Source organism: Nonomuraea sp. NPDC050733 (genome assembly GCF_040654215.1).
In the GTDB taxonomy this organism is placed as follows: domain Bacteria; phylum Actinomycetota; class Actinomycetes; order Streptosporangiales; family Streptosporangiaceae; genus Nonomuraea.
The window spans coordinates 439,294-460,543 of record NZ_JBFAHO010000002.1; the positions used below are offsets into that span (position 1 = coordinate 439,294).

The window sequence follows — 21,250 nt, forward strand, 5'->3', positions numbered from 1 at the left end:
GGGTTCACCGATGGGGACCGAGGACAAGCTCCGCGACTATCTGAGGCGCGCGACCGTCGAGCTGGCGGAGACCCGCCAGCGCCTCGCCGAGGACGTGGGCCGGCGGCACGAGCCGGTGGCGATCGTGGGCATGGCGTGCCGGTATCCCGGCGGGGTGTGGGGCCCTGACGACCTGTGGGACCTGGTGGCCACGGGCGGCGACGCCATCGGGGACTTCCCCGCCGACCGCGGCTGGGACCTGGAGGGGCTGTTCGACCCGGACCCCGAGGCGTGGGGCAAGTCGTACACGCGGCACGGCGGGTTCGTGGGCGCCGTGGCCGACTTCGACGCCGCGTTCTTCGGGATGAGCCCGCGCAGCGCGCTGGCCACCGATCCGCAGCACCGGCTGTTCCTGGAGTCGTGCTGGGAGGCGCTGGAGCGGGCGGGCATCGACCCGTCGACCCTGCGCGGCAGCCGCACCGGCGTGTACGCGGGCAACATGTACGAGCACTACTCGACCCGGTTCCTGGAGGTCACCCCCGAGGCGGTCGAGGGCACCCTGTTCACCTCCAGCGCCTCCAGCGTCATGTCCGGCCGCGTCTCCTACACCCTCGGCCTGGAGGGCCCCTCGATCTCGGTCGACACCGCGTGCTCCTCGTCGCTGGTCGCCCTGCACCTGGCCGTGCAGGCGCTGCGCCGCGGCGAGTGCTCGCTGGCCCTCGCGGGCGGGGTCTCGGTCATGGCGTCGCCGGTGCCGTTCATCGAGTTCTGCCGGCAGCGGGCGCTCGCACCCGACGGGCGGTGCAAGTCGTTCTCCTCGACCGCCGACGGGGCCGCCTGGTCCGAGGGCGTCGGCGTGCTCACCCTGGAACGCCTCTCCGACGCCCAGCGCAACGGCCGCCGCGTGCTCGCGGTGATCCGCGGCTCGGCCGTCAACCAGGACGGCGCCAGCAACGGCATGACGGCCCCCAGCGGGCCGGCCCAGGAGCGGGTCATCCAGCAGGCGCTCGCCGACGCCCTCCTCGACACCCGGGACGTGGACGTCGTCGAGGCGCACGGCACCGGCACGACGCTGGGCGACCCGATCGAGGCCCAGGCGCTGCTGGCCACCTACGGACGGGCCCGCGCCGGCGACCGGCCGGTCTGGCTCGGCTCCGTCAAGTCCAACATCGGCCACACCCAGGCCGCGGCCGGCGTGGCCGGGGTCATCAAGATGGTCAAGGCCCTCGAACACCGTCTCCTGCCGCCCACCCTGCACGTCGAGGAGCCGACCCCGCACGTCGACTGGAAGTCCGGAGGGGTGCGCGTCCTCACCGAGGCGGTCGAGCTGCCCGCCGACGGGCCGGTGCGGGCGGGCGTCTCCAGCTTCGGCGTCAGCGGCACGAACGCGCACGTCATCCTGGAGAGCGCGCCCGGGCCCCGCCCCGCGGAGGAGACCCCCGGCCTGGACGGCCCGATCGTGTGGGCGTTCTCCGCCAAGTCCGCCGCGGCGCTGCGCGCCCAGGCCGGCCGGCTGCGCGAGCACGCCGGCCGCGTCACCGGCGCGGACGTGGCCGCGACCGGCCGGGCGCTGGCGAGCCGGGCCCGGTTCCCGCACCGCGCCGTGGTCGTCGCCGCGAACCGTGAGGAGCTGGCCGAGGCCCTGGAGGCCGTCGCCGCCGGCGCTCCGCACGCCGCCGCCGTGACGGGGGAGGCGCTCGCCGAGCCGCGGCCGGTGTTCCTCTTCCCCGGCCAGGGGACGCAGTGGGCCGGCATGGCCGTCGATCTGCTGGACTCCAGCGACGTGTTCCGGACCCGCCTGCGCGAGTGCGACACCGCCCTGCGGCCGTACACCGGCTGGGCCGTCGAGGACGTGCTGCGCGGCACCGGCGGCGCGCCCGAGCTGGAGGGAACCGACGTCATCCAGCCGGTGCTGTTCGCCGTCATGGTGTCGCTGGCCGCCCTGTGGCGCTCGTACGGCGTCCACCCCGGCGCCGTCGTGGGCCACTCGCAGGGCGAGATCGCGGCGGCCTGCGTCGCGGGCGCCCTGTCGCTGGAGGACGCGGCCAAGGTCGTCGCGCTGCGCAGCCGCTCCCTGACCGGGCTCAGCGGCACCGGCGGGATGCTCGCCGTCGCGCTGCCCGCCGTACAGGCCGAGGAGCGGATCGCGCCGTGGGCCGGCCGGCTGTGGGTGGCCGTGCACAGCGGCCCCGCCGGGTGCGTGATCGCGGGCGAGGACGGCGCGCTGGACGAGTTCGCCGCCGTCTGCGGGGACACCGTGCGGGTGCGCCGCATCGCGGTGGACTACGCCTCGCACACCCCGCACGTGGAGGCGCTGCGCGACGAGCTGCTGGCCGCGCTCGACGGCGTCCGGCCGCGGCCGACCGAGACCGTCTTCTGCTCCTCGCTGGCCGGCGCGGTCGTCGAGCCCGCCCGCCTGACCACCCGCTACTGGTACGACAACCTGCGCAACCCCGTGCTGTTCGAGGAGGCGATCAGGGCGTTCACCGGGACGCCGCTGTTCGTCGAGGTCAGCCCGCACCCCGTGCTCGGCGGCGACACCGGCGACATCTGCGACGACGCCGGAGTCACCGCGGGCGTCTGCGCGAGCCTGCGCCGCGGCGCGGGCGACTGGAGCCGCTTCCTCGCCGCGCTCGCCCAGGCGTGGGTGCTCGGCGCCGACGTCGCCTGGTCCGACGCGCTCGGACCCGCGCCGCACCCCCGCGTCGACCCGCCCACCTACCCGTTCGAGCGGCGCCGGTTCTGGCTCGGCGACCGCGAGCGCGTCGGCCGGCCCGCCGGCGCGGGCATCGACGACGCCCGGCACCCGCTGCTCACGGCGGTCGTCCCGGTGGCCGGCGACGGCTACGTCCTGACCGGGCAGCTCTCGCTCAGAGGTGCCCCCTGGCTGGCCGACCACGCCGTCCAGGGCGGCGTGCTGCTGCCGGGCGCGGCCTTCGTCGAGCTGGCGCTGGAGGGCGGCGTCCACGCCGGCTCACCCGTGCTGGAGGAGCTGGTCATCGAGGCGCCCCTGTACCTGCCCGACGCCGGGGCCGTCACCGTCCAGGTCACCGTGGAACGTCCCGGCGCCGACGGCCGCCGCGCCGTCGGCGTGTTCTCCCGCTCCCCGGACTCCTCGGAGGGCTGGCGGCGGCACGCCTCGGGCGTGCTCGCCGACTCCGCCCCCGCCGAGGACGCCGCTTCGTGGGCGGTGGCGTGGCCGCCCGCGGACGCGGTGGCGGTGGAGGTGGAGGGTGGTTACGAGCGGTCGGCGGAGCGGGGTTACGAGTACGGTCCGGCGTTCCAGGGGTTGCGGGCGTTGTGGCGGCGCGGGGACGAGCTGTTCGCGGAGGTCGCTGCTCCGGAGGGGGTCGAGGTCGCCGGGTACGGCATCCACCCGGCCCTCCTGGACGCCGCCTTCCACCCGGTCGTGCTGGCCGGCGGCGACGGCGACGAGCTGCGGCTGCCGTTCGCCTTCAGCGGGGTGCGGCTGCACGCCGGCGAGGCGTCGGCGCTCCGGGTCCGGGTGTCCGGGTCCGGTGACGACGTGGTCGTCGAGGCCGCGGACCCTGCGGGCGACCGGGTGCTGTCCATCGACGGGTTACGCGTCCGCGCCGCCGCTCCCCGGTCCGTCGCCCCGTCCGCTCCGTCCTCGTACGGGGTGGAGTGGGTGGAGGCTCCGGCGGCCGGCGCCCTGGGCGGGGTGCCCTCGGTGGTGTGGTGCGTCTCGGAGGGCCAGGACGTGCCGTCGTCGGTGCGGGCGCTGACCGGGCGGGTGCTGGAGGCGGTGGCCGCCGCTCCGGCCGACGGCGTGGTGGTGTTCGCGACCCGGCCCGGTGACCTGGCGGCCGGGGCGGTGCACGGGCTGGTGCGGTCGGTGCAGTCGGAGCAGCCGGGCCGGTTCGTGCTGGCGGAGGTGGAGGACGGCTTCTCCGACTGGGCCCGGCTGGTGGCCCTCGGGGAGCCGCAGGTACGGGTGGCCGGGGGCGAGGTCCTCGTGCCGCGCCTGATCCGCCGCCCCTCCCGGCCCTCCTCCCCCGAAGGACCGGAGGTGTCCGGGACGGTGCTGGTGACCGGCGGCACCGGAGGGCTGGGCGCGCTGGTGGCGCGGCGGCTGGTGGAGCGGCACGGCGTACGGGACCTGGTGCTGGTCTCGCGCCGGGGGCCCGAGGCTCCGGGGGCCGGCGCGCTCGTCGAGGAGCTCTCCGCGCTGGGCGCGAGCGTCAGGGTGGCGGCCTGCGACGTGGCCGACCGGGCGGCGCTGGCCGCGCTGCTGGCCGAGGTGCCGTCACTCGCGGGAGTCGTCCACACGGCCGGTGTGCTGGACGACGCGGTCGTCGAAGGGCTGACGCCGGACCGGATGGCCGCCGTGCTGGCGCCCAAGGCGGACGCCGCCTGGCACCTGCACGAGCTGACCCTCGACCGGCCCCTGTCGGTCTTCGCGCTCTTCTCGTCCCTCGCCGGGGTGCTCGGCAACGCGGGCCAGGGCAACTACGCCGCGGCCAACGCCTTCCTCGACACCCTGGCCGGGCACCGGAACGCGCTGGGCCTGCCGGCCGTGTCCGTCGCCTGGGGACTCTGGGACACCGACTCCGGGATGACCGGCGGGCTGACCGGGGCCGACCACGCCCGGCTGGCCAGGGCCGGCATCGCCCCGCTGAGCGTGGAGCAGGGCCTGGAGCTGTTCGACGGCGCTCTGACCGGCGCCGAGCCGCAGGTGGTGGCCGCCCGCTGGGACACCGCCGGGCTGCGGGCCCGCGCCGAGGCGGGCGACCTGCCGGCCCTGCTGCGCGGCCTCGTCCGGGCGCCCCGCCGTACCGCTGGGAACGCCGGGGCAGCCGGCGGAGCCGGACCCGCGGCGCTCACCCGGCGCCTGGCGGACCTGCCCCGCCCGGACGCCCAGCGGCTGCTCACCGACACCGTGCGCGCCCACGTGGCGGCCGTCCTGGCGCACGGCAGCGCCGAGCACATCGAGGTCGACCGGGCCTTCAACCAGCTCGGCTTCGACTCCCTGACCGCCGTCGAGCTGCGCAACCGGCTCAACGCCGACACCGGCCTGCGCCTGCCCGCGACCCTCGTCTTCGACCACCCGACGGTCAACTCCCTGGCCGACTACCTCTTCCGCACCCTCGCACCCCCGTCACCCTCGCCGGAGGACACGCTGCGCGCCGTCCTCGACCGGGTCGACGACATGATCGCCGCGGCGAACGGCGAGGGGGAGGCCCTGCGCGACCGGTTCGTGTCGCTCCTGCAGAGCACCCTCGACCGGCTCGGCCCCGGCGCCGACGGCGTCGGGGACGTCGCCGACAAGATCGACTCGGCTTCCGACGAAGAGATCTTCGCCCTCATCGACAACGAACTGTGACCCGTGAAGCCCACGACCGGAAAGGCTCGCCCGATGGGGACCGAGGACAAGCTCCGCACCTACCTCAAGCGCGCCACCGTCGAACTCGCCCAGGCCCGCCACCGCCTCACCGAGGCCGAGGAGCGCCGCCACGAACCCATCGCCGTCATCGGCATGGCCTGCCGCTACCCCGGCGGTGACACGGTCGAGGACTTCTGGCGCCTGCTGTGCGACAGCAGGAACGTCGTCCGCGAGGTGCCGCCCTCCCGCTGGGACGTCGACGCCTACTACCACCCCGAGCCGGGCGTGCCGGGCGCCATGTACACCAGGTACGGGGCATGGCTGGACGACGTCTCCGGGTGGGACGCCGAGTTCTTCGGCCTGTCGCCGCGCGAGGCGCTCCGCATGGACCCGCACCAGCGGCTGCTGCTGGAGCTGGCCTGGGAGGGCCTGGAGAACTCCGGCATCTCGCCGTCCCGGCTGGCGGGCAGCCGCACCGGCGTGATGGTCGGCTACATGGACACCCTCCAGTACGGCCGGCTGCAGATGGAGCGGCAGGGCGCCGACGCCGTCTCGGACCCGTACCTGGGGCAGGGCGCGGTGTCGAGCGTGGCGGCCGGGCGGATCGCCTACCAGCTCGACCTGATCGGCCCCACGATGACGATCGACACGGCCTGCTCCTCCTCGCTCATCGCGGTCCACCTGGCCATGGAGAGCCTGCGCAGAGGCGAGTGCGACCTCGCCATCGCGGCGGGCGCGTCACTGACCCTGCACCCCACCACGTTCGTGCAGGCGTGCGCGGGCCTGATGATGAGCGCCGACGGGCGGTGCAAGACGTTCGACGAGGGGGCCGACGGCTACGTCATGGGCGAGGGCGGCGGCCTGGTCGTGCTGGAGCCGCTGTCGAAGGCGCTCGCCAACGGCCGCCGCGTCCGCGCCGTCCTGCGCGGCTCGGCGGTCAACCAGGACGGCCGCAGCAACGGGCTGACCGCGCCCAGCCGCCGCGCGCAGGCCGACGTCATCGGCCGGGCGCTCGCGGCGGCCCGCGTCACCCCCGACGACATCGACTACGTCGAGGCGCACGGCTCCGGCACCCACCTCGGCGACGCCATCGAGCTGTCCGCCCTGCACGACGTCTTCGGCGGACGCGGACCCGACCGGCCGCTCCGGGTCGGCGCCGTCAAGACCAACATCGGTCACACCCAGGCCGCCGCGGGCATCGCCGGCCTCATCAAGACGGCGCTCATCCTGGAGAACGGGGTCATCCCGCCGAACCTCCACCTGACCACCCCCGCGACGGCCATCCCCGAGGACGGCAGCGTCCAGCCGGTCAACGACCCCGTGCCGCTGCCCCGCCAGGACCGGCCCCGGCTCGCGGGCGTCAGCTCCTTCGGCCTGTCGGGCACGAACGCCCACGTGATCGTGGAGGCGGCCCCGGACCCCGCGCCGCCCGACCCCGCGGTCCCGGCCGGACCGGTCCCCGCGTACGTGCTGCCGGTGTCGGCGGCCGGCCAGGAGGCGCTGCGCGAGCAGGCCGACCGGCTCGCCGCGTGGCTCGACGAGCGTCCCGAGACGCCGCTCGCCGACCTCGCCCGCACCCTCCAGGCCGGGCGCGCCGAGCTGGACCACCGCCGCGCCCTCCTCTGCTCCGGCCCCGGCGACGCGGTGGAGCGCCTGCACGCCACCGCCCGGCAGGACAGCGGGCACCGGGTGAAGGGCCGCCCACGGGTCGCGTTCCTGCTCCAGGGGGTCGGCGACCAGTACGCGGGCCTGGGCAGGGAGCTGTACGCCAGGGAGCCCGTGTACGCGCGGGCCGTGGACACCTGCGTCGAGCTGGTGTCCCGGCGCTCCGGAGTGGACCTGCGCCCCCTGTTCTTCCCCGAGGGCGACGCCGGCCCCGAGCCCGCGGGCGACGACCTGGCCGCCCTGCTCGGCCGCCGCCCCGCGCCCGGCGACGCGTCCACCGGGCACGACCCGCTGGACCAGGCCGCCATCGCCCACCCGTTCCTGTTCACCGTCGAGTACGCGCTGGCCAGGCTGCTCCAGCACTGGGGCGTCACCCCCGACGTGCTCGTCGGCTACAGCCTCGGCGAGTACGTGGCCGCCTGCCTGGCCGGCGTCTTCACCCTGGAGGACGCGCTGCACGTGGTCGTCGAGCGCGCCCACCTGATCAGCGCGGTGCCCGCCGGCCGCATGGTCGCGGTCGCCGCCCCGGAGGAGCGCGTCACCGCCGCGCTGACCGGCGCGGGGATCGAGGTGGACGTCGCGGCCCGCAACGGCCCCGCGATGACCGTGCTCAGCGGCCTGCCCGCCGACATCGAGGCCGCCACGGCCGCGCTGACGGGAGCCGGCATCGCGTGCCGCCCGCTGCGCTCGGCCCACGCCTTCCACTCGGCGCTGCTCCAGCCCGCCCGCGAGAAGCTCGCCGCGGTGCTGGAGTCGGTGCCGCGCCGGGCACCCGCCGTCACCATCGTCTCCAACCTCACCGGCCGGCCGCTCACCGCCGAGCAGGCCACCAGCACCTCGTACTGGGCCGACCAGCTCGTCGGCACGGTCCGCTTCGCGGACGGCGTGCGGCACTGCGTCGAGCAGGACGTGGCGGCGTTCGTGGAGCTCGGGCCGGGGCAGACCCTCGGCGGTCTGGTACGGCAGAACCTCACCGGCGGGGCGGCCCCGGCCGTCCTCGGCACGCTGCCGCCCCGCTGGACCGCGGGGGAGCGCCGCGACGCGCACCAGGAGCTGCTGGCCGCCTGCGCCGCGCTGTGGGAGCTGGGCGTGGCCGTCACCTGGGACCTCACCCGGCCCGGCGACGGCCAGGTGCTCAGCCTGCCGACGTACCCGTTCCAGCGCACCCGCTTCTGGCCCGACGCCGGCCCTGATCACAGCTCGGGCTTCGGCCCCGACCTCAGGCCCCGCCTCTCTGCCGGGGCCGGCATCGGGACCGGCCTCGCTTCCGGGGCCGGCATCGGGTCGCGCCGGCCGGAGAGCGCCGACTCCACCACGGCGGCCGTCGGACGGCCGGACCGCTCGGGTGCTTGCGAGGCGGCGGGCGCGATCCCGGCCGGTGAGTCGGACGGCGACTTCGTGTTCGTCCCGGACTGGCGGCAGGACCCGGCCCGCGCGCCGCTTCCGGGGTCCGTGCGGCTGCCCGGCCCGCTCGTGGTCTTCGTCGACCCCGGCGGCGCCGGCACCGCCCTGGCCGACCTCGCCGAGGCGGCGGGAACGCCCGTCGTGGAGGTGGTCGCCGCCCCGCCCGGCTCCGGGACGACCGGGCCGCGACGAGAAGGGCGCCGCCTGACCGTCGACCCGGCCGTGCCCGAGCACCACGCCGAGGTCTTCGCCGGTCTCGGCGACGGGCCCGTCCACGTGGCGTACCTGTGGGGACTCGGCGGCGGCCCCGCCCCGTCGGACGCCTCCGGGGCGGCTCCGGCGGCGTTCGCCGGGGACGCGGAGCTGCGTGCCGCCGTCGAGCACGGCTTCACCGGGCTCCTCCTGGCCGTCCAGGCGCTCGGCGACCTGCCCGCCCGCCAAGGCGTACGGCTGCTGACCGTCACCAGCGGCGCCACCGAGATCCTCGGCCGGGACGCGCCGGCCCCCCACCAGGCGCTCGCCCACGGGCTCGGCCGCGCGGTGCGGCACGAGTACCCGGGCCTGACCTGGAGCGGCGTCGACCTCGACCCGGAATCCGGCGTCCAGGCACCGGCACGTCCGCCCCACCAGCCCGCCTCCGCACCGACCACCGGACCGACCACCGGGCAGATCTCCGCACCGATCTCCGGGGGGACGACCGGGCGGATGGCCGAGCTGGCTGCCGTGCTGATGACGGAGCTGACGGCCGCGCCGCCCGACGGAGCCGACCCCGACGCCCGCGACGCACTCACGGGATGGCGGCGTGGCCGCCGCTGGATCCGCGGATGGGCCCAGGCACCGGCCACGAGCCCCGAAGCAACGGCGAGCGGCGCGGGAACGGCGACCGAGCGGCCTGCGAGCGGCGACGGCACGGCCGAAGCCGTGTGGCGGCCCGACGGCGCGTACCTCATCACCGGCGGCACGCGCGGACTCGGCATGGCGCTCGCCAAGCACCTCGTCCGCGCCGGCGTCCGCCGCCTCGCCCTCGTCGGCCGAACCCCCATCCCCACGCAGGCCGCGACCGGTGAGATCGACGCCCGGGTGGCCGCGACCCTCCGGGACGTGGCCGAGCTGGAGGCCGCCGGGGCCGAGGTGCTGCTGCTCGCCGCCGACACCGGCGTCCCCGACCAGTTGCGCGACGCCCTGCGACGGGCCCGCGAGCGCTTCGGCCGGCTGCACGGCGTCGTCCACGCCGCCGGCCTCCCCGCCGGCGGCCTGACCCAGCGCCGCACGGTCGCCGACGCCACCGCGGTGCTCGCCCCCAAGGTCCTCGCCATGGGCCCGCTCGCCGAGCTGGTCGGCGCGGGCACACCCGCTGCCGAGCGGCCCGAGCTGCTGGTCCTGTACTCCTCCGCCGTCACCGCGTTCGGCGGCATCGGCGAGGCCGACTACTGCGCCGCCAACACCGTCCTCGACGCGTACGGCCAGGCGCTGGCCGCCACCGCCCCGTCGACCCGGGTCGTGTCGGTGGCGTGGGGCCCGTGGCGGCACGACGTGTGGCAGTCCGAGGGGCTGAAGGCGACCGGCGGCCTGGCCGAGCGGGTGGCCGCCTACCGCGACGCGCACGGCTTCCGCGACGAGGCCGGTTGCGCGCTGCTCGACCGCATCCTGGCCGGCGGCCACGGCGGCGTCATGGCCGTACGGCAGCCGCTGCGGGAGGTCCTGAACGCCTGGTCGAGCATGCTCGACCTGGACGACCTCGTCGGCGCGGCGGTGGCGGCCGGGCCGAAGGGGGAGCGGTTCCCGCGCCCCCGGCTGCGCGCCGACTACGCGCCGCCGCGGACCGACGCCGAGGCCCGGATGGCCGACCTGTGGGGCGCGTTCCTCGGCATCGACGGCGTCGGCGTCCACGACCCGTTCTTCGACCTCGGCGGCAACTCCCTGGTCGGCATGGCCATGGTGCTCGCCATCGAGAAGGAGCTCGGCCGGCCGGTGCCGCCCGCGCTGCTGTTCGAGCACGCGACCGTCGCGGAGTTCACGGCGGCGCTCGGAGCGGCGGAGGGCGGCGGCGCGAACGGCCAGGAGCCGCTGGCCGGCAGTTCGGCACGGGGGGAACGGCGGCGCAGGGCCCGTTCCGGCAGACGGAGATGAGCGGGGGAGGCGAGTCCGTGGACCAGCGGCCCCCGACGCGGCCCGACAGCAGGCCCGACACGAGGACGGTAGACGTGATCGACGACATCGACGAGATCGACGGCGAAGGCTCCGGGACCGACATCGCGATCGTCGGCATGTCCGGGCGCTTCCCCGGGGCGTCCGACGTGGCCGAGCTGTGGTCCGCGATCCGGTCCGGCGCGTCCGGCGTCACCCGGTTCACCGACGCGGAGCTGCGCGCCGCCGGGGTCCCGGAGGAGCTGATCGCCGACCCGTCGTACGTGAAGGCGAGCCCGGTGATCGACGGCGTCGAGCTGTTCGACGCGGGCTTCTTCGGGATCGGCCCGAAGGAGGCGCAGATCCTCGACCCGCAGCACCGGCTGTTCCTGGAGCACGGGTGGACCGCGCTGGAGGACGCCGGGTGCGACCCGACGAGGTTCGACGGGGCCATCGGCGTGTTCGCCGGGTGCGCGCACAGCTCGTACATGCAGAACAACCTGCTGCCGAGCGGCGTCGGCGCCGTCATGGGCGACCTCGCGGTCGGGCTGGCCAACGACAAGGACTCCCTCACCACCCGCGTCGCGCACACGCTCGGGCTGTCCGGCCCCAGCTACGGCGTGCAGAGCTACTGCTCGACGTCGCTGGTCGCGGTGTGCGCCGCCGCCACCAGCCTGGCGGCCTTCGAGTGCGACCTGGCCCTGGCCGGCGGCGTCGCGGTGAACGTGCCGCACCGCGTCGGCTACCTCTACCAGCAGGGCGGCATCGCCCCGCCCGACGGCGAGTGCCGCGCGTTCGACGCGGCCGGGATGGGCGCACCCCTCGGCAGCGGCGTCGGCGTGGTCGCGCTGCGGCGGCTGGAGGACGCGCTCGCCGACGGCGACCAGATCTACGCCGTGCTGCGCGGCTGGGCGGTCAACAACGACGCCGGTCGCAAGGCCGGCTTCACCGCCCCCGGCGTGCAGGGGCAGGCCGCGGTCATGGCGGAGGCGCTGGCGAGCGCCGGGCTGACGCCCGCCGACATCGACTACGTCGAGGCGCACGGCACCGGCACCGCCCTGGGCGACGCGGCCGAGCTGGCGGCGCTGCAGCAGGTGTTCCGGGACGAGTCGGTGCTCATCGGCTCCGTCAAGACGAACCTCGGCCACCTCGACCGCGCCGCCGGCGTCACCAACCTCATCAAGGTCGCCCTCTCCCTGCGCCACGACGAGATCCCGCCCACCATCAACCTGACCGACCCCAACCCGCAGCTCGCCTCCGGCCAGGCCGGGCTGGAGATCGTCACCGGGCTGCGCGGCTGGCCGCGCGAGGCGGGCCGTACCCGCCGCGCCGGGGTCAGCGCTTTCGGCATCGGCGGCACCAACGCGCACGTCGTGGTCGAGGAGGCCCCGCTCGTGCCGCGCACCGAGGAGCCGCCCCGCCCTGAGCTGCTCGTCTGGTCCGCCCGTACGGCCGCCGCCGCCGACGCGATGACCGAACGCCTGGCGGAACACCTGGCCGGACACCAGGCGGAGACGGAACGCCCGGCTGGGCACCCGGTCGGACAGGCAGTGGCCGATCTGGCCGGTGGCGGCTCCGGACACCGGCTGGCCGACGTCGCCCACACCCTCCAGACCGGGCGGCAGGTCTTCGCCCACCGCCGGACGGTGGTGGCCTCCTCCGCGGCCGAGGCCGCCGAGAGGATCCGGTCCGGCGCCGCGCTCGGCCGCGCCGAGAGCCGCGCGGACCGGCCCGTCGCCTTCCTCATCGCCGGCACCGGCGAGCAGTACCCGGGGATGGCCGCCGAGCTGTACGAGACCGAGCCGGTGTTCCGCGCGGCGCTCGACCGGTGCCGCGCCGAGCTGCGCCGGCGGACGGGCGACGACCCGCTCGCCGAGATGATCGGGCCGCGGCGGGACGGTGAGGGGGACGCGCTCGGCCGGCTGCTCGGTCGCGCCTCCGCTCCCGCCGCGGCGCCCCCCACCCGGGTGCTCCAGCCCGCGCTGTTCGCCGTCGAGTACGCGCTCGCGCGGCTCGTCCAGTCGTGGGGCGTCGAGCCCGCCGCCCTGGCCGGCTACAGCCTCGGCGAGTACGTCGCGGCCTGCCTGGCCGGAGTGATGTCCCTGGAGTCGGCCATCGCGCTGGTCGCCCACCGGGCGAGCCTCATCGACGAGCTGCCTCCTGGCGGGATGTGCGCGGTGCCGCTCGCCGCCGCGGACCTGCGCGAGCGCCTGGCCGGCGTCGCCGGTGTGGACGTCGCCGCGATCAGCGGCCCCCAGCTGACCGTGCTGGCGGGCGAGCCCGCGGCGATGGCGGCGGCCAGGGCGCTGCTGGAGGCGGACGGGGTGCCCTGCCGGCCGCTGGCCACGAGCCACGCCTTCCACTCCGGGATGATGGAGCCGCTGCGTGAGCGGCTGACCGCCTGGATCGCCGAGAACGTCCCCCTCCACGCGCCCCGCGTCCCCTGCGTCTCCAACGTCACCGGCGAGCTCGCCACCGCCGCCCAGCTCACGGACCCGGCGTACTGGGCCGAGCACATGTGCGCGCCCGTGCGCTTCGACGGCGTGCTGAGCACGCTGCTGCGCCTGGACGGCGACGCGGTGCTGCTGGAGATCGGGCCGGGGCAGTCGCTGGGCGCGATGGCGCGCGGCCACCGCGACTGCCCGCCGGACCGCTGGCCGCTGGTCGTCGCCACGCTTCCCGGGGCGGACGACCCGCGTCCGGCCGGCGAGGTGCTGGCGGAGGCGGCGGGGCGGCTGTGGCTGGCCGGGGTGCCGATCGACTGGTCCGGCTACCGGCAGGACCGGCCGGTGGCCAAGGTCGGGCTGCCGACGTACCCGTTCCAGCGCGAGCGCTACTGGATCGACCCGCCGTCCGCCCCGGCGACGCGGGGAACGGCCTCGAACGGCACCGCGCCCCAGGCCGCCCCGCACGGGGTCGCCTCCTCCAGCGAGTCCGCCTCTTCCAGCGGGACCGCCCCTCTCGACCTAGCCGTCTCCCTCAACGGGAGCGCCTCCGTCAACGGCGCGGACCGTAACAGCGGACCCTCCCCGGCGGATGCGGGGCGGCCCCATGTGGAGCTGCTCGTCCCGGGCTGGACCCGCGCGAATCCCCCCGGCACGGACGCCCCCGCGACCAAGGCCGCCGAGCCGGACCTACGGGTGGGCCGGTGCGTTCTGGTGGCGGGCCGTCCGGACGGGGAGGTCGCCGAGTCGCTGGGCCGGTCACTGCGCGCCCACGGCGTCGACGCCGTCACGGTCACCGACTCGGACGACCTCGCGGCGCTCACCCGGAGCCCCGACGCCGCCGCCCCGGCCACGGTCGTGGACCTCCGCCTCCTGGACGCCGCGCCTCGGACCGCCTCCGCGCGCGAGACCGCCTCTGCCGGGATCGGGGACGCGCTCGTGCCCGTGGCGGGGCTGCTGGCGGCTCTCGGTGAGGAGGGCGGTGACGGGACCCGGGTCCTGCTGGTCACGCGCGGCGGGCAGGCGGTGGCCGACGGTGAGGCGCCCGACGCCGCCCAGGCCGCCGCGGCCACCCTGCCGATGGTCGCCAACCAGGAGTACCTCAGCCTCGACTGCTCCGCCGTGGACCTCGACCCCGGCGCCGGCGCCCAGGCCGTTGCCGACGCGCTGACCGGCGAGATCCTGGCCCCGGCGGGCGAGGTCTTCGTCGCCTACCGCGCCGGAGCCCGCCTCCTCCGCACCTTCACCCCGACCGACGACACCCTCACCGACGGCTCCGCGACCGACGGCTCCGCGACCGACGACTCCGTGCCGGGCGGCTCCGTGTCCGGCGGCGAGGACACCGTGCGGGCGGGAGGGACGTACCTGATCACCGGCGGGCTGGGCGACGTCGGGCTGCAGCTCGCCGGGCACCTCGCCCGCGCCGGTGCCGCGCGCCTCGTCCTCACCAGCCGCGGCGGCCTCCCCGCCGAGGCCGGCGACCCGCGCCGGCAGGAGGTGGAGCGCCTGCGTGCCCTGGGCGCCGAGGTGCTCACCCCAGCCGTGGACGTCACGGACACCACCGCCATGCGCGCCATGCTCGCCGACCTCCTCACCGAAACACCCGCCGGTGGGAGGCGCCGGCTCGACGGGGTGGTGCATGCCGCGGCCGAGACGCGGGCCGACGGGTTCCGGCCGTTGCGTGACCTCGACGCCGAGGCCGTGGGCCGCCACTTCGCCGCCAAGGTGACCGGCGCGCTCGTGCTGGAGGAGGTGCTCGGCGAGCTCCCGGCCGGCCTCGCGCCCCGGTTCTGCCTCGTGTTCTCGTCCACCTCCGCCGTCCTCGGCGGCATCACCTTCGGCAGCTACGCCGCCGCCAACGCCGCCCTCGCCGCGCTCGCCCACCGCGGCCACGCCGCGCACCTCGCCGGCCGTACCCCCACCCGGTGGGTGGCCGCGAGCTGGGACACCTGGGCCGTCACGCTCGACCGGCTGGAAGGCGGCATGGGCGCGGCGATGGCCGCCCACTCGATGAGCGCTTCGGAGTCGCTGGCGGCGTTCGACCGGCTGACGGCCACCACCCGTCCCGGGCTGGTGGTCGCGGCGGGCGGGCTCGACGACCGGCTGCCCCGGTCCGTGCCCGCGGCGACGGCCCTGCTCGCGGCGGCCGCGCCGGACGGCTCAGAAGCGGCCGGCGGAGAGGGGCCGCCCGGCGGGGCGGGGGACCGGTTTCCGCGTCCCGAGCTTCCCCAGCCGTACAGCCCGCCGCAGTCGGCGGCCGAGCGCGGCCTGGCGGAGCTCTGGTCCGAGGTGCTGGGCGTCGAGCCGGTCGGGACCCGGGACAACTTCTTCGACCTGGGCGGCAACTCGCTGGTGGCGCTGCAGATGCTCTCCCTGGTGAAGCAGCGGTTCGGGGTCGCGGTGCCGACGGTGGCGCTGTTCGAGGCGCCCACGGTAGGCACGCTGGCCGTCATCCTCGACGAGCGCGGCGCCACGACCACTCCCGAGCCCCAGCCGCAGCAGGCGCCGGAGGGCGTGCGGGTCGTGGGGGAGCGGGCGAGGACGACCGCGGCCGACGACGACCGGCGGATCGCGATCGTCGGCATGGCGGGCCGCTTCCCCGGCGCCGCCGACGTCGCCGCGTTCTGGCGGAACCTCAACGACGGCGTCGAGTCCATCAGCTTCTTCTCCGAGGAGGAGCTGCTGGCCGCCGGGGCCGATCCCGAGCAGATCAAGGACCCCGCGTACGTGCCGGCCAGGCCCGTCCTGGACGACGTGAGCGGGTTCGACGCGGCGTTCTTCGGCATGAGCCCCCGCATGGCGGCCATCACCGACCCGCAGCAGCGCGCCTTCCTCGAAGTGTGCTGGGAGGCCCTCGAACAGGGCGGTTACGCGGCTCCGGAGCACCGGGGCCGGGTGGGCGTGTTCGGCGGCGCCAACATCAGCACGTACCTGCTCAGGATGGCCGACCACCTGCTCGGCGGCGGCCAGAAGGAGTTCAGCGGTTTCGAGGTGATCATGGGCAACGACAAGGACGCCCTGACCACCACCGTGTCGTACCTGTTCGACCTGTACGGGCCGAGTGTCGCGGTGCAGACGTTCTGCTCCACGTCGCTGGTGGCCGCGCACCTGGCCGTGCAGAGCCTGCGGGCCGGCGACTGCGAGCTGGCGCTGGCGGGCGGCGTGTCGATCCGCGTCCCCGACCGGGTCGGTCACCTGTACGGGCCCGGCGGCCAGGAGTCGCCCGACGGCCATGTGCGGGCGTTCGACGCCGGGGCCAAGGGCAGCATGTTCGGCGACGGGGCCGCCGCGGTGCTGCTGAAGCGGCTGCCCGACGCGATCCGCGACGGCGACCACATCTGGGCCGTCATCCGCGGCTCGGCCATGAACAACGACGGCGCGCTCAAGGTGGGCTACACGGCGCCCAGCGTCGTCGGCCAGTCCCGGGTGATCGCCGACGCGATGGCCGACGCGGGCGTCACCGGCGAGGACATCAGCTACGTGGAGGCGCACGGCACGGCCACCGAGCTGGGTGACCCCATCGAGGTGGCCGCGCTGACCCGGGCGTTCGGCACGACGCGGGAGCGGCGGTACTGCCCGATCGGGTCGGTCAAGACCAACGTCGGCCACCTCGACCGGGCCGCCGGGGCGAGCGGGCTCATCAAGACGTCGCTCGCGGCGCACCACGGGATCATCCCGGCGAGCCTTCACTACACCAGCCCCAACCCGGAGATCGACTTCGACGGCAGCCCCTTCTACGTCAACGCCGAGCTGTCCCCGTGGCGCACCCGTGACGGCCGGCCGCGCATCGCGGGGCTCAACTCCCTGGGAATGGGCGGCACGAACGTGCACATGGTGATCGAGGAGCCCCCCGCCCGCGACGAGGCCCCCGGGCCGGGCCGCCGGTACCAGGTGGTGACGGTCTCGGCCCGTACGGCAGACGCGGCGGACGAGGCGTGCCGGCGGCTCGGCGGGCACCTCGCGGACGGGCCGGGCCCGCGGCTGGCCGACGTCGCGTACACGCTCCAGGTGGGACGCAAGACGTTCGAGCACCGCAGGGCGATCGTCGCCGGCGACCTCGCGACCGCCGCCGCGGCGCTGGACGGGCGGCGCGCGGACGACCTGCTGGGCCGCGTCGAGACCGTGCGCGGCCGGCCGGTGGCCTTCCTGTTCGGGGGCGTCGGCGAGCAGTACCCGGGCCTGGCGGGCGAGCTCTACCGGCACGAGCCGGTGTTCCGCGCCGAGCTGGACGAGTGCCTGCGCCACCTGGGCGAGGCGCTGGACGGCGTCGTGGACCCCGCCGAGCTCGCCGACCTGCTGACCGGCGAACGCGGCGAGGCCACCGGCCTGGCCGCTCTGCTGGGAAGAGCCGGAACCGGCACGGGCGGGCGGGAGGCGGCGCTGCGGCGGACCGAGGTGGTGCAGCCCGCGCTGTTCGCCGTCGAGTACGCCCTCGCGCGCACGCTCATGGCCTGGGGGTTGCGGCCCCGGCTCATGCTCGGCTACAGCCTCGGCGAGTACGTCGCCGCGTGCCTGGCCGGCGTGCTGTCCCTGCCCGACGCCGTCGCTCTGGTCGCGCACCGGGCCCGGCTCATCGCCCGGATGCCGGCCGGCTCCATGCTCGCCGTCTCGCTGCCCGCCGACCGGCTGCGCCGCCGGTTCCGGCTGGAGGAGCGGGGGCTCGACGTGGCCGCCGTGAACGGCCCGCAGGTCACCGTCGTCGCCGGCCCGGCCGAGGACGTCGACCGGCTGGCGGAGGAGCTGCGCGCCGCGGAGGTGCCGTGCCGCCCGCTGGAGACCACCCACGCCTTCCACTCCCGCATGCTGGAGCCCCTGGCCGACGAGCTCACCCAGTGGGTCAAGGCCAACATCCGGCTCAACCCCCCGGCCCTGCCGTACGTGTCGAACCTGACCGGCGCCGTGGCGGACGCCGAGCTGGTGCGCGACCCCGGCTACTGGGCGCGGCACATGTGCGGCACGGTCCGCTTCGCCGACGGGATCGGCACGCTGCTGGCCGACCCGGGCCTGGCCGTGGTGGAGATCGGTCCGGGGCAGTCGCTGGGCGCGATGGTGCGCGGCGCGGGCTGCCCGCCCGAGCGGTGGCCGCTCGTCACGCACACGCTGCCCGCCGCGAGCGACGCCCGGCCCGGTGACGAGGTGCTGGCCGGCTGCCTGGCGCGGCTGTGGCTGTGCGGCGTCACCCTCGACTGGAACGCCTACCACGGCCGGACCGGCGACCCGGGCGAGTCAGGCCCCGGCCTGCCGGGGCGGGTGCCGCTGCCGACGTACCCGTTCCAGCGGCAGCGCTACTGGATCGACCCGCCCGCGACGCGCAGGCAGGCCGCCGAGTCCGCCCCGGACGTGCCCGCCGACCTGTTCGAGGCCATCACGAGCCTGCCCAAGCTGCCCGAGGAGCAGTGGCTGTACCTGCCGGTGTGGCGGCAGACCGCGCCCCCGGCGGCGGCCGAGCGCCGGCCGGACTCGTGGCTGGTGTTCGCCGGGGACGACGGGGCCGCCGGGGAGGCCGTGGCCCGGCTGCGCGCCGCCGTCGCGTCCACGGGCGCGCCCGTCACGCTGGTACGGCCGGGCGACGCCTATGCCGCCACCGGCGACGGCTACACGATCCGGCCGGGGGACGTGACCGACACGCTCGCCCTGCTCCGCGACCTGCGCCTTACCGGCCGCCCCCTCGACCGCGTCGTCCACCTCTGGACCCTGGACGCCCCGGCCCTGGACGCCTCGACTCCGGACGCCCCGACTCCGGAACCCGGCGGCACGCGGGCCCCCGGGAAGGACGCCGTGGACCTCGGGCTGCGGACGCTCGTGGCGCTCGCCCGAGCCGCCGGGGAGTCCGGCATCGGCGCGTGGTCGCTGGACGTGGCCGTGGCCGGGACGCAGCCGGTGCTCGGCGAGGAGGTGGCCGACCCGTACGGCGCGACGCTGCTCGGGCCGTGCGCGGTGATCCCGCTGGAGTACCCCGGCGTGACCACCCGCCTGGTGGACCTGCCGGCCGAGCCCGGCGCGCGGGACCTGACCGCCCTGGTCGCCGAGCTGGCCCGGCCGCAGACCGACCGGACCGTGGCGCTGCGCCGGGGCCGCCGCTGGGTGCCCGGCTACGACCCCCTCCCGGCCCCGCCTGTCGAGGAGCGGGCGGCGCTGCGCGAAGGCGGCGTGTACCTGGTCACCGGCGGCCTGGGCGGCATCGCGCTGGGCCTGGCCGAGCACCTGGTCCGCGAGTGCCGGGGCCGGCTGGTCCTGCTGGCCCGGCACGGCCTGCCGCCGCGCGCCGACTGGCCCGGCGTCCTGTCGGGCGACATCGCCGCCGGTGAGGTCACCCGCAGGCGCGTCGCCGCCGTCGCCGGGCTGGAGGCGCTGGGCGGCGAGGTCGAGGTCGTCACCGGCGACGTCGCCCGCCCGGAGGACGTGCGCCGGGCCGTGGACACGGCCGTGGCCCGGTTCGGCGCCCTGCACGGCGTCCTGCACGCGGCCGGCGTCCCGGCCATGGGCCTCATGCAGTTCAAGCGGCCCGAGGAGCTGGACGAGGTGCTGGCGCCCAAGGTGGCCGGCACGCTCGCGCTGGCCGAGGCGCTGCGCCTGGGCGGGCCGGACGAGGTCGAGCTGGACTTCCTCGTGCTGTTCTCCTCGATCACCTCGGCCACGGGCGGCGGCCCCGGCCAGGTCGACTACTGCGCCGCCAACGCCTTCCTCGACGCCTACGCGCACCGGCTCGCCGCGACGGGCCGCCGCGTGGTGTCCGTCGGCTGGGGCGAGTGGACGTGGAACGCCTGGGAGGCCGGGCTGGCCGGGTACGAGGAGGCGCTGCGCGACTTCTTCCGGCAGAACCGGGCCCGCGTCGGCATCGCGTTCGACGACGGCTGGCGCTCGCTGCTGCGGGCCCTGGCCACCGGCGAGCCGCGGGTCGTCGTCTCCACCCAGGACTTCCCGACGCTGGTGCGCGGCAGCGCGGAGTTCACCGTGGACGTGGTGACCTCCCCGGCGATGGGCGGCACGAGCGGCGAGCGGCACCCGAGGCCCGAGCTGCTCACCGCCTACCAGGAGCCGGACGGCCACGCCGAGGAGACCATCGCCGCCATCTGGGGCGAGTCGCTGCGGCTGGACCGGGTCGGGGTGCTGGACAACTTCTTCGAGCTCGGCGGCAACTCTCTGCTCGGCGTCGCCATCGTCGCCGCCGTGCGCCGCGCGTTCGAGCTGGACGAGCTGCCGCCGCACGTCCTGTACGAGGCGCCGACCGTGGCCGCGCTCAGCCGGACCGTCGAGGCGCTGGCCTCGGGGGCGGCCCCGGTGCTGGCCGGCGCGGGCGGCGGCAGCCAGGTACGGGCCCAGCTCCGCCGTTCGGGCCTGGAGGCGTCGGCGGCGCGTAGGCGAGGACGGTGACGACATTCCACCAAGAAGACCGACAAGGGATGAAAGACCAACGATGAGCGGAACGGAGCGGACATGACCGTTATCGGGGTTATCGGCGCCGGCGTCATGGGAGTCGGAGTCGCCCAGAACCTCGCCCAGACGGGACACGACGTGGTGCTGGTCGACAAGGATGAGCAGATCCTGGCGGACGCGCTGGCCACCATCACCCGCAACACCCGGATGAGCCGGCTCATGGGCGGCCCCGCCCTGGACCCGGACGAGGTGCTGTCCAGGATCTCCACGTCCGTCGGCGTCGCGGGCGCGGCCAAGGCGGACGTGGTCATCGAGAACGTGACCGAGAACTGGGACGTCAAGCGGGAGGTGTACGAGGCGCTGGACCGCGAGTGCGGCCCGGACACCGTGTTCGTCGTCAACACCTCCGCCATCCCCATCACCAAGGTCGGCGCCGTCACGGGGCGGCCCGACAAGGTGATCGGCGTCCACTTCATGAACCCCGTCCCGGCCAAGCCCGCCGTGGAGCTGATCCCCGGCTTCCACACCTCGCCGGAGACGATCCAGCGCACCCGGGACCTGCTGAGCGCCATGGGCAAGAAGGCCGTGGACGTCAAGGACTCCTGCGGCTTCATCTCCAACCGGGTGCTGATGCTCACCGTCAACGAGGCCGCATACCTCGTGCACGAGGGCGTGGCCGACGCCGAGTCGGTGGACGAGGTCTTCCGGAGCTGCTTCGGCCACCCGATGGGCCCGCTGGAGACCGCCGACCTGATCGGCGTCGACACGATCCTCTACAGCGTCGAGGTGCTCTACGAGCACTACGCCGACAGCAAGTACCGCCCCTGCCCGCTGCTCAAGCAGATGACCGACGCCGGGCTGCACGGCCGCAAGTCCGGCCGCGGCTTTTACACCTACGCCCAGTAACGAC

At 76.1% G+C, this 21,250-nt stretch carries 4 protein-coding genes; all 4 read left to right on the forward strand.

Features of this window, described 5'->3' with window-relative positions; translation table 11 throughout:
- Nucleotides 1-10: 10 nt before the first annotated feature.
- The 4 genes from AB0H64_RS05590 (at nt 11) to AB0H64_RS05605 (ending at nt 21,246) form a co-directional block, all read left to right on the forward strand.
- Complete coding sequence (locus AB0H64_RS05590; RefSeq protein WP_357620422.1) at nt 11-5,323, forward strand: type I polyketide synthase; 5,313 nt, start codon at nt 11-13, stop codon at nt 5,321-5,323.
- A gap of 33 nt (nt 5,324-5,356) precedes the next feature.
- Nucleotides 5,357-10,522 carry an SDR family NAD(P)-dependent oxidoreductase gene (locus AB0H64_RS05595; RefSeq protein ID WP_357620424.1) on the forward strand — a complete coding sequence of 1,722 codons (5,166 nt, stop codon included), beginning with the start codon at nt 5,357-5,359 and terminating at the stop codon, nt 10,520-10,522.
- Between the two features lie 74 nt (nt 10,523-10,596).
- Nucleotides 10,597-20,337: an SDR family NAD(P)-dependent oxidoreductase gene (locus AB0H64_RS05600; protein ID WP_357620426.1), complete on the forward strand. Its 9,741-nt coding sequence runs from the start codon at nt 10,597-10,599 to the stop codon at nt 20,335-20,337.
- A gap of 63 nt (nt 20,338-20,400) precedes the next feature.
- Nucleotides 20,401-21,246 carry an FAD-dependent oxidoreductase gene (locus AB0H64_RS05605; RefSeq protein WP_357620428.1) on the forward strand — a complete coding sequence of 282 codons (846 nt, stop codon included), beginning with the start codon at nt 20,401-20,403 and terminating at the stop codon, nt 21,244-21,246.
- Nucleotides 21,247-21,250: the final 4 nt, after the last annotated feature.

What these genes read in the sequence shown, in the direction of transcription:
- AB0H64_RS05590 (WP_357620422.1), top strand. Translation starts at nt 11, where the DNA reads ATGGGGACCGAGGACAAGCTCCGCGACTATCTGAGGCGCGCGACCGTC.
- AB0H64_RS05595 (WP_357620424.1), top strand. Translation starts at nt 5,357, where the DNA reads ATGGGGACCGAGGACAAGCTCCGCACCTACCTCAAGCGCGCCACCGTC.
- AB0H64_RS05605 (WP_357620428.1), top strand. Translation starts at nt 20,401, where the DNA reads ATGACCGTTATCGGGGTTATCGGCGCCGGCGTCATGGGAGTCGGAGTC.